Origin of the sequence: Pantoea sp. S61, assembly GCF_016625145.1 — a bacterium.
Classification (GTDB): domain Bacteria; phylum Pseudomonadota; class Gammaproteobacteria; order Enterobacterales; family Enterobacteriaceae; genus Pantoea; species Pantoea rwandensis_B.
This window is the reverse complement of sequence record NZ_JACVUO010000005.1, coordinates 28,620-43,718: the sequence shown is the minus strand read 5'-3', so window position 1 is coordinate 43,718 and position 15,099 is coordinate 28,620. Positions and strand designations below refer to the sequence as shown.

Sequence of the window (15,099 nt, the reverse complement as noted above, 5' to 3'; positions counted from 1 at the left end):
TGGGAAGACTAACGGCAATTAAAAAGGCCGCTGTTAACAGCGGCCTGGAGGGCGGGGTGAATTAGCGCTTTTCCAGCGCTTCCCACAGCCCCATCAGGTAAGTGGTACCGAGTGCGCGGTCATACAAGCCATAGCCCGGACGACCGGTTTCGCCCCAGATAAAGCGGCCATGATCGGAACGGATATAGCCATCGAAGCCGTTGTCGTGCATCGATTGCAGCACTTTGTACATATCCAGCGAGCCGTATTCGGTCGGGTGTGCACACTCGTAGAAATCTTTGTCCTGTATAATCTTGATGTTACGCACGTGCGCAAACGGAATGCGTTTGCGACGCGAGAACTCGGCCAGAATACCGTACACATCATTCTGCGGATCTTCCGCAATCGATCCGGTACACAGCGTGATGCCGTTAGCCTCCGAATCCACAACGTTACAGATCCAGTCGAGGTCTTCGCGATTCTTCACAATGCGTGGCAGACCGAAGATCGAGTACGGTGGATCGTCAGGATGGATCGCCATCTTCACGCCCACTTCTTCACACACCGGGATCACCGCTTTCAGGAAGTATGCGAGGTTTTCACGCAGCTTGTTGTCATCAACGTCTTTGTATTGCGCAAACAGATCCTGCACCTTCGCCAGACGCTCTGGCTCCCAACCCGGCAGTGCGAAACCGTTTGAGTTGCCCAACACCTCCTGCACCACTTCGTCGAGGCTCTTATCAATGCCTTTCTTCTCGAACGCCATGGTAAGTGAGCCGTCTGGCAGCACGTAGTTCATGTCGGTCTTCATCCAGTCAAATACCGGCATGAAGTTGTAGCAGATCACTTTCACGCCCACTTCGGCGAGGTTGCGGATGCTCTGCTTGTAGTTCTCGATATATTGATCGCGGCTCGGCAGGCCGATTTTGATGTCGTCGTGAATGTTGACGCTCTCGATCACTTCCACCGTCAGACCGGCGGCATGCACCTGATCAACCAGCGTTTGAATCTTATCTTTCGGCCAGGTTTCCCCGACCGGCACGTCATACAACGCGCCCACCACGCCACGGACACCCGGCACCTGGCGAATATATTCCAGCGAAACTTTATCTTCTTTGGGACCAAACCAACGCATTGTCAGTTGCATAATCTCATCCACCGTCATCGTGTTGCTGCGATAACTGTTAAACTACCATTCTAGTAAACATGATCCCAGCATCGACTCGCGAATATCTGTTGATCCGCGTCACAGAACACAATTTCTTAGTCGAGGCAGGGGGAGTGGAGGATTTATGCGGCCTGACTTTAATGCGGACGCTCACCCAAAGAGAACGATAAGGAGACATGCGTCATTTTGCTGGCGCGTTTTCCACTGCTTTGCAGGAATAAAGAAAGTTTTGTTAGCTGAAATAACCTCAATGCTTCGCCGTTCCCTCTGAGCTTGATGCAATTTTCCGCTACTGATCGGCTTTTCATTTGTTTTATTTATCAGAAACTTCCTGGCAGGCAGAATAACCCTTATTTCCTCTCCGTCAGCCATCATGTCCGAAGAAGCGCTGCGTCAGCAGATTCAGAACCTGAAAAAGCATAATGCGCGCTTAAAGCGCATAGCGCATGACGCGCGAAACAAGCTGAGTGCGGCGCTGGACGGAACCGGTTTATGTTTGTGGCAGCTGGATATTCCCAGCGGCAAGCTGGTGATTTTCAATCGACGCTGGGGTTCGATGCTGGGTTTTCAGCCGAAAGAGACCAAAGCGCAGTTTGAGGTCTGGCGCGAACGCCTGCACCCCGAGGACGCCGATGAAGTGCTCAGGGCGTTTTACGATCACATCGAAGGGCGTGCGCCTTACTATGAAGCGCTGCATCGCATGCTGGGTAAGAACGACAAAATTACCTGGGTGTTGGATCGCGGGCGCGTGACCGAGTGGGATGAAGAGGGGAATCCGCTCAAAGTTACCGGCACGCATATCGATATGACCAAAGAGAAGCAGTATGAAGCGCAGCTCTCTTCATTGGCTCATCACGATCCGCTAACCGGTCTGACCAACCGCCATGCGCTGCAAACGCATTTCAGCAAAATGAAAACGCAGGGGCCGCTGTGCGTGGCATTTATCGATCTCGATAATTTTAAGCATGTTAACGATACGCTGGGCCATCGCAGTGGCGATGAAGTGCTGATTCAGCTCAGCCAGCGCATTCTTGACCAGGTGCCGCCAAACGTGGTGGTGGGGCGTCTGGGCGGGGATGAGTTTGTGCTGCTGATGCCGTTCCTGATCGATTTCCCCAAAGTGCGCATCATGATGCAGGCGGTGCTGGATGCCGCGCTGACGCCGTTCGATGTCGATAACGGCCATGCGCAGATTGGTGCTTCCATTGGCGTGGCGACGGTGCAGCCGAACTTTAGTTTTGATGACGCGCTGACGCGTGCCGATGAAGCGATGTACCAGATTAAGAAGAACGGCAAGCAAGGGTTTGGCCTGGCGGGGTAATCTTTTGCGGTTGGGGAAACAGACCCGCGCCAGCGCCAAAGTCTGTGTCCCAATTTGCAGCAAAGCCTCTCACCAGGAGAGGGCCATAAACCGCCTTTAACTCAAAACGCGAAACACGAACAGCCCAGCGCACCCCAGAAGGCATGGTTATCCGACACCGGCACCGAAGACTGGCGTGCCACATCGTGCGAGTGGCTGTGTACACCACAAGGGCCGCTGCACTGGTGCACTTTCGGCATCATCGCCGCACGACCACTGGCTTGCGGTGGCGCGCTACGATAGTGGCCCGGCACGGTGACCACCGGAGACCACTCTGGCAACACTGGTACCGGTGGCGGCGACAGCGGCGTGAAGCCGCCCGCGGCATACACCACTTCGCCATCGACCAGCGTCAACACCGATTCAATCCCTTTAATCTCCTCTTCCGGCACGCTGAAGAAATCTTTCGACAGCAGCACCAGATCCGCTAACTGACCCACTTTGATTTCACCTTTGGCGTTTTGCTCGCTGGAGAACCAGGCGCTGCCTTTGGTCCACAGCATCAGCGCGGTCTCACGGTCAATTCGCGCATTGTCATCGTACAACTGCATGCCGCCGACGGTGCGACCAGAAACCAGCCAGTAGAGCGCGGTCCACGGGTTGTAGCTGGCGACACGGGTGGCATCCGTGCCCAAACCGACGGGCACTTCCGCATCCAGCATGCGCGCCACTGGCGGCGTCTGTTTGGCGGCTTCTTTACCGTAGCGATCGACAAAGTATTCACCCTGGAACGCCATACGATGCTGCACGGCCAGCCCGCCACCCAGCGCTTTGACGCGCTCAATATTGGCTTCGGTGATGGTCTCGGCGTGGTCAAAGAACCAGTGCAGGCCGTTAAACGGAATATCGCAGTTTACTTTTTCGAACACGTCCAGCATGCGGCTGATCGATTCGTTGTAGGTGGCATGCAGACGGAACGGCCAGCGATGCTCAACCAGATGGCGCACCACGCGCTCCAGCTCATCTTCCATGCCGGGGGCCAGATCGGGGCGCGGTTCGAGGAAGTCTTCGAAATCTGCCGCCGAGAACACCAGCATCTCGCCCGCACCGTTGTGACGCAGGAAATCAGTGCCCTGACCCGGCTTCAGCATGTCGGTCCACTTCTCGAAATCTTCCAGCTCATGGCCGGGACGCTGGGTAAACAGATTGTAGGCAATGCGCACCGTCAGCTGCTTTTTGGCGTGCAGTTCCGAAATCACATCGTAATCATCGGGATAGTTCTGGAAGCCGCCGCCCGCATCAATCGCGCTGGTCAGGCCGAGGCGGTTCAGCTCACGCATAAACTGACGTGTGGAGTTGACCTGCTGCTCCAGCGGCAGCTTCGGGCCTTTCGCCAGCGTGGCGTACAGCAGCATGGCATTCGGACGCGCAATCAGCATACCGGTGGGATTGCCATTGCTGTCGCGCTGGATTTCACCGCCCGGCGGGTTCGGCGTGTCTTTGGTGTAACCCACCACCCGCAGTGCGGCGCGGTTCAGCAGGGCACGGTCATACAGGTGCAGAATAAACACCGGAGTATCGGGCGCGGCGGCGTTGATCTCATCCAGCGTTGGCATGCGGCGTTCAGCAAACTGGAATTCGCTCCAGCCGCCGACGACACGGACCCACTGCGGTGAAGGGGTGCGCAGGGCCTGCTCACGCAACATGCGTAGTGCATCGGCCAGCGACGGCACGCCCTCCCAGCGCAGCTCAAGATTGTAGTTGAGGCCGCCACGAATCAGGTGCAGGTGCGAGTCGTTGAGGCCGGGAATACCGGTGTGACCCTTGGCATCAATAATTTGCGTATCGCTGCCGGCAAAGCGCATCACTTCCGCTTCGCTGCCCACCGCGAGAAACTTGCCGTCTTTGATCGCCACAGCGGTGGCTAAAGGGTTGGCGCGATCCACGGTGTGGAATTTGCCGTTGGTAAAAATCAGTGAGGCCGTTGTCATTATCTCTTCTCCAGTTAGATTACGCGTTGCGGCCAATAAGCCACTGTTTTAAAACACGAGTTACCATCGGCATCCACAAGAACACCACCAGTGCCACCACGCTGGCATCATTCAGTAAGTGGCCCCACAGCGTGCCGTGCGCGGCGGGCAATACCTGATTCCATAACCACGGCACCAGGTTGGTAGAAGGAAAAATGACTCCCAGTGTCAGTAAGTATTGTTTCCATTTAGCCGGTTTGACCTGGCCTTTTTGCGTGGGGGTGAACCAGAACGCGGCGCCAGGTCGCACTTCAATATGTTCCGGCTGTGCCAGCATCGTCGGCAGGTCTTTGATTAACGCGTTGCGTTGGTCCGATTTCAGCCAGGCGTACAGCTCATCCAGCCCGGTAAAGCGAATCAGCACGGTGTAAGCGTTGTCGCCGTGCACCGGGCGCAGCACATTGACGCCGAGATGGCCGGGAAAGCTCGCGGCCTGCGGCATAATGGTGTCGAGCCACAGCTCATAACGGGCCTGCTGTTCTGGCAGGATGCTGTGGGTAATCACCAGCGTCACGTGGTTGGCTTGCTGTGAGTAATTCATCGTAAGTTCCTGAGTTTCCGCTGGTGAAAGTGCTTGCGTCGTTGAGTAAAAAAATACGAAATGAGAGCGTTTATTGATAACGGATAGATTTTGGGTTGTTGTTCAACAATTTTTGGGGAGGCATGGGGAATGCGTTTAAACCTTGAGGCGCTGCTGATTTTGGATGCGTTGGATCGCCACGGCACCTTTGCCGCTGCGGCTGCGCGACTGTTTAAAACCGCATCGGCGTTGAGCTATACCGTTCAGAAGATGGAGAGCGATCTGAAGATCACACTGCTCGATCGCTCCGGCCATCGCGCCACTTTCACCCCAACCGGGCGTTTGATGCTGGAAAAAGGCCGCACTCTGCTTCGCGCGGTCAACGAGTTAGAACAACAGGCGCGCTATGTTGAGAGTGGCTGGGAAAGCCAGCTGGTGATCAGCGTGGATGCCTCACTGCCGTTTCGTATTCTCACGCCGCTGATTGATCGGTTTTATCAGGAGCATCCGCATACTCAGCTGCAATTCCGTCAGGACGTACTGGCTGGCTGCTGGGAAGCGCTCAACTATGGCGAAGCGGACATTGTCTTTGGCGCGGTGCAGGAACCCGCCACGCGCAAAGAGATTGTCTGCCAACCGCTCGGCTGGCTGGATTATGTGTTTGCAGTCGCGCCGGAACATCCTCTTGCTTCAGCACCGGAACCGCTGCTGCGTGAGCAGATCCGCCAGTACCGCGCGGTTACCGTACACGACTCGTCTCGTCATGGCGCAGGCATCGATTTACGCGTGCTGGATGAACAGAAAACCCTGAGCGTGCATGACTTCCCGGCGAAACTGCAGGCGCAGCTGGATGGTTTGGGCTGTGGCTATCTGCCGCTGTACCTGGCGAGACCGCATCTGGAGAGCGGGGCGCTGGTGGCACGCCAGCTGGATAGCGAATGCCGCCGCGATATGGCGTATCTGGCGTGGAATGAAACAGCAACCGGCAATGCGGCAACCTGGTGGCGTGAGCACCTGCTCACGCTGCCGGGTTTACAGGAGATTTATTCTCCCGCGTAAAGCGTCGTTATATCGCAATGTGGTGACTGACCTGCGGGGCTTCCTCGCCTTGATGATATTGCAAAACCGCTTGCTGCAACTCAGCATCGGCGTGCGACACACGCTGGTGCTGACGCATATGCTCCTGCCAGGACTCCACCATAAACCACTCCAGCAATGCCGTCGGATCGTCGGTTTGTTCCATTAAGCCCCATGAATAGGCGCCATCACGACGGCGTGACTGTGCCAGTTTGTGAATCGCTTTTTTGAAGGCGGCGCGATCTTCCTGCGGTACGCGGTAGCGAATCTGAATCAACACCGGACCATGACGCACATCGACATCGTTGTGCACCACCGGTGCGGCCCAATGCTCAGCGGGTTGCAAATCCGCTTCACCTGCAGGCAGCGCCAGACGTTTCAGCAGTACGCCAGTGATCACCAGACCGGCCCCGGCAATCAGCAAAGTGGTGGCCAGACCGAGCTGCTGTGCGATCAGGCCCCACGCAAGACTGCCACCGGCCAATGTGCCGTTAAACACCATCAGATACACCGCCAGACCACGACCGCGCACCCAATCCGGCAATACCGCCTGCGCTACGCCGTTCAGTGTGGTCAGCGCAATAATCCAGCCGACGCCCAGCACCAGCATCAACAGCAGCGCCAGCCACTGCGGCGGGCTCATCGCTAATGCCAGCATGACCAGCGCGCTCAGCACCGCAGAGAGCAGCAGCAAACCATCGTTGCTCAGTTTGCTGCGCAGACGCGGCAGCAGCAGCGCACCGGCAATCGCACCGGCGCCCACCGCACCCAATAGCAAGCCGTAAAAGCCTGCGGTACCGTGCAGCATGGTGCGTGCCACCAATGGCAACAGCGCCCAGATGGCACTGGCAAAGGCGAAATACATTGCTGCACGCAACAGCACACGGTGCAGTTCGCGGCTGGCTTTGACATAGCGCAGGCCAGCACGGAAGGCGCCAAAGAAGTGCTCATTCAGCTCGGTCTTGGCTTTCGCCGGGCGTTTCCAGTACAGCAGGGCAGCAATAACGAAAAAATAACTCGCCACATCGGCACCATATGCCGCCATGGCGCCTAAACTTGCCAGCAGCAAACCGCCGGTGGCAGGACCGATGGCGCGGGCAATATTGATGCCTAGCGAGTTAAGCGCAACCGCGTTTTTCAGCTCATGACGCGGCACCAGTTCCGGCACAATCGCCTGCCATGCTGGGCCGAATAGCGCTGCGCCGATACCGCCGACGAAGGTCAGGCCGATCAGCCACTCTACGGTAAGCCAGTGATTGTGCGACAGCACCAGCAGGGTGCCGCTGACGCTGGCCATCAGGATTTGCACCACGATGAGTAATCGGCGGCGATCGACAATATCAGAGAGCACACCCGCTGGCAGTGCCAGTAAAAACACCGGCAGGGTGGCCGCCGTTTGCATTAACGCCACGGCGGTCGGGTTATCGGATAATCCGGTCACCAGCCAGGCGCTGGCAACGTCGCGGATAAAGCTACCGGTGTTGCCGAGTACTGAGGCGGTCCAGATTAAGGCGAACAGCCCGTAGGCGAAGGGAGAAAAAGCGCCGCCGCGTGGCGTCGTAGGGTTTTGCTGGCTCATCATCGTGTTCCTGTAAATGTGCGATGTATGCACCTTACGAAGCCCGTGAGACGCTTGATAGCGGAAAAAATCGGCCAACTTGTTCAGGCTTTTTTGACAGCCTCGCAGGGCAAAAATCTTTGAACAAGTTGTCAAAATCTCTGCTTTAGGTTTTTCAGTTAGACCGATGTAGTTTGATTGGCAGACACAACATCACTCACTAACGGAGTTAAAAACATGAGCACATTCAAAACGAAAGACGGCGTTAACCTCTACTACAAAGATTGGGGCAAAGGTCAGCCAGTCCTGTTCAGCCACGGCTGGCCGCTGGACGCAGATATGTGGGAGAGCCAGCTCAATTTTCTCGCTGAACGTGGCTATCGTGCCATTGCGTTTGACCGTCGCGGCTTTGGTCGCTCTGAACAGCCGTGGGAAGGCTACGATTACGATACCTTCGCCGATGATATCCATGCGCTGATTGAACATCTGCAACTGGATGACATCACGCTGGTGGGCTTCTCAATGGGCGGCGGTGACGTTTCACGTTATATCGGTCGTTACGGCACGGCGAAGGTGAAGGGGCTGGTGCTATTGGGTGCGGTGACGCCCATCTTCGGCAAAACCGATGATCATCCGGAAGGCGTTGAAAAAGCGGTATTTGATGGCATCAAAGCGGGCCTGCGTAAAGACCGGGCGCAGTTTATTAAAGACTTCGCCACACCGTTTTATGGCGCCAATGCCGGACAGACCATTTCTGAGGGCGTGATGACACAGACGCTGAATATCGCGCTGCTGGCCTCACTGAAAGGCACGATCGATTGTGTCACGGCGTTTGCGGAAACCGATTTCCGCGCTGATATTGCCAAAGTGGATGTGCCAACGCTGGTGATCCACGGCAGCAATGACCAGATCGTGCCGTTTGAAGCCACCGGTAAGCTGGTACACGAGATGATCGAAGGTTCAGAGCTGAAAGTGTACGAGAACGGCCCGCACGGTTTTGCGGTGACGCATCAGGACCAACTGAACGACGACTTGCTGGCGTTCCTGCAGGGAAATAAATAATCGCAGGTTTCGATGCGCCGCGATTGATTGCGCTAACTGGCAGCGGTGTTGCTGCTATCAAATTCGCCATACATTGCGCGGCGGGTCATAAAAAAGGGCGCTGAGGCGCCCTTTGTGTTTTTTAATCCGCCAGCAAATGCCCGTACATGGTCATCAACCGACGCGTCACGCCGTTGGTCCAGCCGAAGCCATCCTGCAGTGGATACTCACCACCGCCACCCGGACGGGCACGATCGCCGCTGATGTCATACTTCTCCACCAGCTTGTGATGCAGTGAATAGAAGTTCTTCACCGTGGTCAGCCAGTTAACGGCGATCTCTGTCGCCAGCGTCTCTTCACCGTAATGATTCAGACCCACCACCGCCATCCATTGTAATGGCGCCCAGCCGTTGGGTTTATCCCACTGTTCACCGCTCTCTACCATTGATGTCACCAGGCCGCCCTGAGTCAGCAGCAGCTGACGCAGCGCCACCGCCTGCAGATGCGCTTGCTCCGGCGAAGCCAGGCCAAGGAACAGCGGCACCACAGCTGCAGCCGTGAAGGCACCAAAGCGTTCGTCGCGCCAGTTGTAATCACGGTACACGCCTGCGGTGTCATCCCACAGGTAACGATGAATCGCCTGCTTACGCGTATCGGCTTTTTTCTGCCATGCCAGCGCCGTTAGCTCTTCACCTTTGGCGTGTGACAGCGTGGAGATCATCAGCTCCAGCTTGTAGAGAAACGCATTCAAATCCACCGGAATAAACTGGGTAGTACGAATGCTGGCCAGACGCTGTGGATCGCGCAACCAGCGTGAGGAGTAATCCCAACCCGATGCGGCACCGGCACGCAAATCGCGGTACACCTCATTAGCCGGACGGCTTGATTTGCTGGCGGTTTCCACGTCTTCCATCCACGACTCATCACGCGGCGTGTCGCGGTCATCCCAGTAACGGTTGAGCAGTGAACCATCCGGCATCCGCACCACGTGGCGATACGCCTGATGTGGCATCAGCTCGCCCGCGCCATCCATCCAGAATTGATACTCTTTCATCAGCTGGTCGAGATAACGCTTGGCACCGCGAATCCCATCCTCTTCAAACAGCTCAACCATCAGGGCAAACACCGGAGGCTGTGAGCGGCTGAGATAATAAGTCCGGTTGCCGTTTGGCACGTGGCCGTAGTTATCGATCAGCCATGCGAAGTTATCTGCCATGTCGCGCAGCAAATCGTCACGCCCGGCATCGGCAAGGCCGAGCATGCTGAAATAGGAGTCCCAGTAATAGGTCTCACCAAAGCGTCCGCCGGGCACCACATAGGGTTTTGGCAGCGGCAGCAGCGATGAGTGCGGTAAATGCTGTTGCGGCATTTTGGTTAACACCGGCCACAGCTCGTCAATATGTTCCGTCAGCGATTTATCCGGATTGGAAACATAAAAACTTTCATTCACCTGTGGCAAATAAAAATGGTCGTGCACGAATTTTTCGAGATCGAATTCGGCCGAGCGACGCGTGCGACGATAGCGGATTAATATATCCAGCGGATCATATTTTGGCGCGCAGTCCGGGAATGTTTTTCCATCCGGAAATATGCGCGACATCTGCACATGCTCGAACAGTTCAAGATAGCGATCGGCAGGGGTGAGCGCATCTGGCGCGGGCAGACCCTGGATCAGCTCCGGTTCCGGCTCGGAATCCTCCATGCCTTCGCGGATAAATTCGTGAGGATCGTATTGATACCCCAAATCAGCATGGGCTTCGTGTTCCCCGAAAGCTTGACGTTGCTGGTGGTTAGTATTAATAGCGGCCTCCTGAAATTGCCTGGTTGCTCAAAGCACAAATTATAGAGCTTTGAATAGCTGAGACAACAATGCGAAATATCTATGAACGTAATAAATCTTGTCGATTGATCCGGCTTTTTAGTGAATTTACAGCGATTACAACAAGCTATATTTCAGGAAGTGAAAGCAGTGTTTTAAATGGTGGTTCAAATCAGCGCACAGAATTATCTGTAAATAAGAAAATCGCCATTATTTGGCTTAAGTAGCGCGCTTTGCTTTGATCATTTGGTGGCATACGAGACGGGAATCAGGCCAGCGTGCGCTGGCCTGATGAGACATTACTTCGCCAGTGTGGCTTTAATCACTTCAGCATAGGGCGTGGTCGGGCGGCCAATCAGTTTGCTCAGTGCATGACTGTCATCGAACAATCCGCCTTGTGCAGCACCGGCATCAGAATCCGCCAGCAGTTCTGCTAATGCATCCGGCAAACCAGCCCCTTTCAATGCCGCCTCGAACTCAGCAGGCGGCAGGTTGATGTAATCCACTTGCTCACCAGACTGTTTAGCAATCTCGGCGCTGAACTCGGCCAGCGTATAGCTCTCATCGCCTGCGAGTTCATACACTTTACCTGCCTGATCGTCACGGCTGATCACTTCAGCGGCAGCAGCGGCGTAGTCCACGCGGGCGGCCGATGAGATGCGGCCTTCACCCACTGCACCAATAAAGGCGTGATGCGCCAGCGCTGGGGCAATGCTGGCGGCATAGTTCTCGGTGTACCAGCCATTACGCAGCAGGGCATAGGGCACGCCTGAGGCCTTGAGCATCGCTTCCGTGGCGCGGTGCTCGACGCCCAGACCCAGCATGGTGGTATCTGCATGCAGCAGGCTGGTGTAGGCGATAAACTTCACGCCCGCCGCTTTTGCCGCATCAATCACCGCCTGGTGCTGGGCTTCACGCTGACCCACTTCGCTGGAAGAGATCAGCAGCAGTTTATCGACGCCGCTGAACGCGCTTTTCAGCGTGTCTGGTTTACTGTAATCCGCCGCGCGCAATGTTACGCCCAGCGCTTTGAGATCGTCTGCTTTCTCAGGTGAACGCACTGCCGCAATCACTTCGCTGGCAGGCACTTTTTTCAGTAACTCGTTAATCACCAAACGGCCCAATTGGCCTGTGGCACCGGTAATCGCAATCATGATGTTCTCCTTCAGTTTGAGCTGGAATGAAATCAGCCTAAGGGATAAACTAACTTTTAGTAAGTACTTACAGATTTGTTAGTTTGAGGGAAGCAGCATAAATGTCTGAAAAATTGAGTAATAAATTTATCCGTGGCGAGCTGCTCAATGTAAATTGTCCTTCACGCGACGTGCTCAAGCGCATCACCAGCCGCTGGAGCGTATTGGTATTATTAGCGCTGCGCGAAGAAACGCTGCGTTTTAGTGAACTGCGCCGCAAGATCGGTGGCGTTAGTGAACGCATGCTGGCGCAAACGCTGCGCTATATGGAAGAAGATGGGTTTATCGAACGCATCGCCTATGAAGTGGTGCCACCGCATGTGGAATACCACCTGACGCCACTCGGGCGTGAAGTTGAAGGGCATGTGATTGGCCTGGCCGACTGGCTGGAAAGCAATGTGCACCGTATTGTGAAGGCGAATGCAGAGGCGTAACGGTGCAATTTATCGCGCAATGCCTGCTAGTTAAGCAATTTCGATCGTTGTTAAGCCCTACGACAAGCATACAAAGTTGTCGTAGGGCATGTATTCACCGCATCATCAGCCGTGCAGATACTTCTCAAACCACCCCAATGTCCGGCTCCACGCCAGTTCGGCTGCCGCTTTGTCATAACGTGGGGTCGAATCGTTGTGGAACCCATGATTCACGCCAGGATAGATATAGGCTTCATAGGTTTTGTGGTTGGCCTTCAGCGCCTCTTCATAGGCTGGCCAGCCTTCGTTGATGCCTTTGTCTAACGCGGCATAGTGCAGCAGCAGTGGGGCATTAATGCGCTGCACGTCTTCCGCTTTAGGCTGGCGGCCATAAAACGGCACCGCACAAGCCAGTTCCGGGAAGGCCACGGCAGCAGCATTCGCCACGCCGCCGCCGTAACAGAAGCCGGTGATGCCAACTTTGCCGGTGCCCTCTTCGTGGTGCATCAGGAAATCGACGGCGGCAAAAAAGTCGTTCATGAGCTTAGTCGGATCGACTTTGGCCTGCATCGCTCGGCCTTCTTCGTCATTGCCGGGATAACCGCCCATTGAACTCAGGCCATCCGGTGCCAGTGCGATATATCCGGCCTTCGCCACGCGGCGTGCGACATCCTCTATATAAGGATTCAATCCGCGATTCTCATGCACCACCACCACTGCACCCACTTTGCTGCTGGCTTTGGCCGGGCGCACCAGATAGCCTCGCACCTCACCGTGGCCTTGTGGTGAGGGATAGTGAATGTATTCGGGTTTAATGTCGGGATCGGTGAATTCAACCTGCTGCGCCAGCGCGTAGTTGGGGCTCATGGCGCTGAGCAAGGTGGCGCCGGTCATGCCGGCGATGGTGAACTTAGCTGCAAGGGTGATGAATTCACGTTTGCTGATCCTGCCGTGCGCGTAATAGTCATATAACTCAAGCAGTTCCTGGGGAAAATCTTGTGCGGTAAGACGGGTCATAACCTCTCCTTCGCTGATTAACCGATGGCTTTGCTGCTCTAAAAAAGCACAGTGGGTTAACGCTTGCAAACGCTATGCCGCAAAGCGTTAAGAGAGAGAGGAGCGAAATGTGTCTGGCCCAGGCATGTGAAAATATATCCTTTGGTTTTAAAAGAGGGCTATTTTAATTAACAATCGAGATAACATCATATTGTCTGGAATTATTGACACGCTATCTGGCGAAAGATTGAATTAACCTTCCTGTTATCCGCACTAAAAAATAATCAAATGAGAGAGTTAACTGGTAACGATGAGATCTTAGCGCGAAGATTAATAACAACATCGCTACAATAACCGAGGGTTGTTAACCTTAGGTCTGTGATATCAATCAATTAGTCTTTGATGAAGACAATGATCGTTATCAACAAACACTGTTATAGTTTTAAAGACTTCCTCTGTTTATTTTCGTTCTGACTGCTTCCTTTTACATTAGTGCGACCTTTCATCCGATAAGACGAAATAGATTCCCGCACGCTGTTGTTCATTATAAGTAAAAATTCCAGTGCACTTTGTGGCAATGAGGTAAGCAATGTTTGGATTAGATGCCTTTCACCTGGCAAGGATACAGTTCGCCTTTACTGTCTCCTTCCATATTATTTTTCCGGCTATCACCATCGGCCTCGCCAGTTTCCTGGCGGTGCTCGAAGGGATGTGGCTGAAAACCCGTAATGAGACCTATCGCGATCTCTATCATTTCTGGTCTAAAGCCTTTGCCGTGAACTTCGGTATGGGCGTGGTCTCCGGGCTGGTAATGGCTTACCAATTCGGGACTAACTGGAGTGGTTTCTCTCAGTTTGCCGGCAGTATCACCGGGCCACTGCTCACTTATGAAGTGTTAACCGCCTTCTTCCTTGAAGCCGGTTTCCTTGGCGTGATGCTATTCGGTTGGAACCGCGTGGGGCCGGGGCTGCACTTCTTTGCTACCTGCATGGTGGCATTGGGCACCATCTTCTCAACGTTCTGGATCCTGGCCTCTAACAGCTGGATGCACACCCCTCAGGGTTACATTATTGAGAATGGGGTCGTGGTGCCGCAGGACTGGTTGAAAATCATCTTCAATCCGTCATTCCCGTTCCGTTTACTGCACATGTCCACCGCGGCTTTTCTCGCCAGTGCCTTCTTTGTCGGCGCCTCTGCGGCCTGGCATCTGCTGCGCGGCAATGACAATCCCGCAGTGCGCAAGATGTTCTCCATGGCATTGTGGATGGCATTAATCGTCTCGCCAGTTCAGGCATTTCTCGGCGATGCGCACGGTCTGAATACTCTGGAATACCAGCCTGCGAAAATTGCGGCGATTGAAGGGCACTGGGAAAACAAGCCGGGTGAGCCCACGCCATTGATTTTGTTCGGCGTGCCGGATATAGAGCAGGAGCGCACCAAATATGCGTTGGAGATTCCCTACCTTGGCAGTCTGATTCTGACCCACAGTCTGGAGAAGCAAATTCCGGCACTGAAAACCTTCCCGAAAGAGGATCGCCCAAACTCTACCGTGATTTTCTGGTCGTTCCGCGTGATGGTGGCGCTAGGCCTGTTAATGATCGGCATGGGCGTGATCAGCCTGTGGCTGCGGGTGAAGAAGCGTTTGTATCAGTCGCGACCATTCCTGTGGTTCTGTTTGTTGATGGGGCCATCGGGACTGATCGCCATTCTGGCTGGCTGGATTACCACCGAAATGGGCCGCCAGCCGTGGGTAGTGTATGGCGTGCAGCGCACTATTGATGCGGTCTCTGCCCATGGCAATCTGCACATGAGCATCAGCCTGATGGCCTTCATTTTGGTCTACTGCTCGGTGTTTGGGGTCGGCTATCACTACATGATGCGGCTGATTAAAGAAGGTCCAGTGACCGGAGAAGGCAGAGAAGTAGCGCACGGTGGTCCCGGAGAGCAGCTCACTCCAGCTCGCCCGTTATCTGCTGCCAATACTCATAAGCGCGGGGAGCAGTAA

General features: G+C 54.9%; 12 protein-coding genes. 5 read left to right on the top strand and 7 right to left on the bottom strand.

Annotated features, from left to right (window positions below; translation table 11 throughout):
- Window positions 1-61 precede the first annotated feature (61 nt).
- Window positions 62-1,126, bottom strand: coding sequence for a mannonate dehydratase (uxuA, locus tag IAE30_RS12105; RefSeq protein ID WP_038649887.1), 1,065 nt, complete (start codon window positions 1,124-1,126; stop codon window positions 62-64).
- A gap of 394 nt (window positions 1,127-1,520) precedes the next feature.
- Between uxuA and IAE30_RS12100 the strand changes: the two genes are divergently transcribed.
- Entirely contained in the window at window positions 1,521-2,468 is a 948-nt protein-coding gene (locus tag IAE30_RS12100) for a sensor domain-containing diguanylate cyclase (protein WP_200679798.1), read from the top strand.
- Window positions 2,469-2,569: 101 nt separating this feature from the next.
- Here IAE30_RS12100 and IAE30_RS12095 read toward each other — a convergent pair whose 3' ends face one another.
- Entirely contained in the window at window positions 2,570-4,438 is a 1,869-nt protein-coding gene (locus IAE30_RS12095) for an amidohydrolase (protein ID WP_200679796.1), read from the bottom strand.
- A gap of 19 nt (window positions 4,439-4,457) precedes the next feature.
- Window positions 4,458-5,018 (bottom strand): antibiotic biosynthesis monooxygenase, encoded by a 561-nt coding sequence (locus tag IAE30_RS12090; protein WP_200679794.1) that lies wholly within the window; start codon window positions 5,016-5,018, stop codon window positions 4,458-4,460.
- 129 nt (window positions 5,019-5,147) lie between these two features.
- Here IAE30_RS12090 and IAE30_RS12085 point away from each other — a divergent pair, with 129 nt between their 5' ends.
- On the top strand, window positions 5,148-6,056 hold the full coding sequence (locus tag IAE30_RS12085) for a LysR family transcriptional regulator (RefSeq protein ID WP_038644842.1): 909 nt from the start codon (window positions 5,148-5,150) through the stop codon (window positions 6,054-6,056).
- Window positions 6,057-6,063: 7 nt separating this feature from the next.
- On the opposite strand, the gene IAE30_RS12080 is transcribed toward IAE30_RS12085, so the two are convergent.
- Window positions 6,064-7,653 (bottom strand): MFS transporter, encoded by a 1,590-nt coding sequence (locus tag IAE30_RS12080; RefSeq protein WP_038644844.1) that lies wholly within the window; start codon window positions 7,651-7,653, stop codon window positions 6,064-6,066.
- Between the two features lie 216 nt (window positions 7,654-7,869).
- Here IAE30_RS12080 and IAE30_RS12075 point away from each other — a divergent pair, with 216 nt between their 5' ends.
- Complete coding sequence (locus tag IAE30_RS12075; RefSeq protein WP_200679789.1) at window positions 7,870-8,694, top strand: alpha/beta fold hydrolase; 825 nt, start codon at window positions 7,870-7,872, stop codon at window positions 8,692-8,694.
- A 121-nt stretch (window positions 8,695-8,815) separates the two neighbouring features.
- Here the strand turns inward: IAE30_RS12075 and treF are convergent, their stop codons facing one another.
- Window positions 8,816-10,474, bottom strand: coding sequence for an alpha,alpha-trehalase TreF (gene treF, locus IAE30_RS12070; protein WP_052059359.1), 1,659 nt, complete (start codon window positions 10,472-10,474; stop codon window positions 8,816-8,818).
- Between the two features lie 317 nt (window positions 10,475-10,791).
- Window positions 10,792-11,646, bottom strand: coding sequence for an SDR family oxidoreductase (locus IAE30_RS12065; protein ID WP_038644850.1), 855 nt, complete (start codon window positions 11,644-11,646; stop codon window positions 10,792-10,794).
- A gap of 101 nt (window positions 11,647-11,747) precedes the next feature.
- On the opposite strand from IAE30_RS12065, the gene IAE30_RS12060 reads away from it, so the two are divergent.
- On the top strand, window positions 11,748-12,119 hold the full coding sequence (locus IAE30_RS12060) for a helix-turn-helix domain-containing protein (RefSeq protein WP_200679787.1): 372 nt from the start codon (window positions 11,748-11,750) through the stop codon (window positions 12,117-12,119).
- A 105-nt stretch (window positions 12,120-12,224) separates the two neighbouring features.
- Here IAE30_RS12060 and yghX read toward each other — a convergent pair whose 3' ends face one another.
- The gene (gene yghX, locus IAE30_RS12055; protein ID WP_200679786.1) at window positions 12,225-13,115 is read right to left on the bottom strand and encodes a YghX family hydrolase; all 891 of its coding nucleotides are present in this window, start codon (window positions 13,113-13,115) and stop codon (window positions 12,225-12,227) included.
- A gap of 568 nt (window positions 13,116-13,683) precedes the next feature.
- On the opposite strand from yghX, the gene IAE30_RS12050 reads away from it, so the two are divergent.
- Complete coding sequence (locus IAE30_RS12050; protein WP_200679785.1) at window positions 13,684-15,099, top strand: cytochrome ubiquinol oxidase subunit I; 1,416 nt, start codon at window positions 13,684-13,686, stop codon at window positions 15,097-15,099.

Coding starts and splice junctions, on each gene's coding strand:
- uxuA (WP_038649887.1), bottom strand. CDS start 1,126: ATGCAACTGACAATGCGTTGGTTTGGTCCCAAAGAAGATAAAGTTTCG.
- IAE30_RS12100 (WP_200679798.1), top strand. CDS start 1,521: ATGTCCGAAGAAGCGCTGCGTCAGCAGATTCAGAACCTGAAAAAGCAT.
- IAE30_RS12095 (WP_200679796.1), bottom strand. CDS start 4,438: ATGACAACGGCCTCACTGATTTTTACCAACGGCAAATTCCACACCGTG.
- IAE30_RS12090 (WP_200679794.1), bottom strand. CDS start 5,018: ATGAATTACTCACAGCAAGCCAACCACGTGACGCTGGTGATTACCCAC.
- IAE30_RS12085 (WP_038644842.1), top strand. CDS start 5,148: ATGCGTTTAAACCTTGAGGCGCTGCTGATTTTGGATGCGTTGGATCGC.
- IAE30_RS12080 (WP_038644844.1), bottom strand. CDS start 7,653: ATGAGCCAGCAAAACCCTACGACGCCACGCGGCGGCGCTTTTTCTCCC.
- IAE30_RS12075 (WP_200679789.1), top strand. CDS start 7,870: ATGAGCACATTCAAAACGAAAGACGGCGTTAACCTCTACTACAAAGAT.
- IAE30_RS12065 (WP_038644850.1), bottom strand. CDS start 11,646: ATGATTGCGATTACCGGTGCCACAGGCCAATTGGGCCGTTTGGTGATT.
- IAE30_RS12060 (WP_200679787.1), top strand. CDS start 11,748: ATGTCTGAAAAATTGAGTAATAAATTTATCCGTGGCGAGCTGCTCAAT.
- yghX (WP_200679786.1), bottom strand. CDS start 13,115: ATGACCCGTCTTACCGCACAAGATTTTCCCCAGGAACTGCTTGAGTTA.
- IAE30_RS12050 (WP_200679785.1), top strand. CDS start 13,684: ATGTTTGGATTAGATGCCTTTCACCTGGCAAGGATACAGTTCGCCTTT.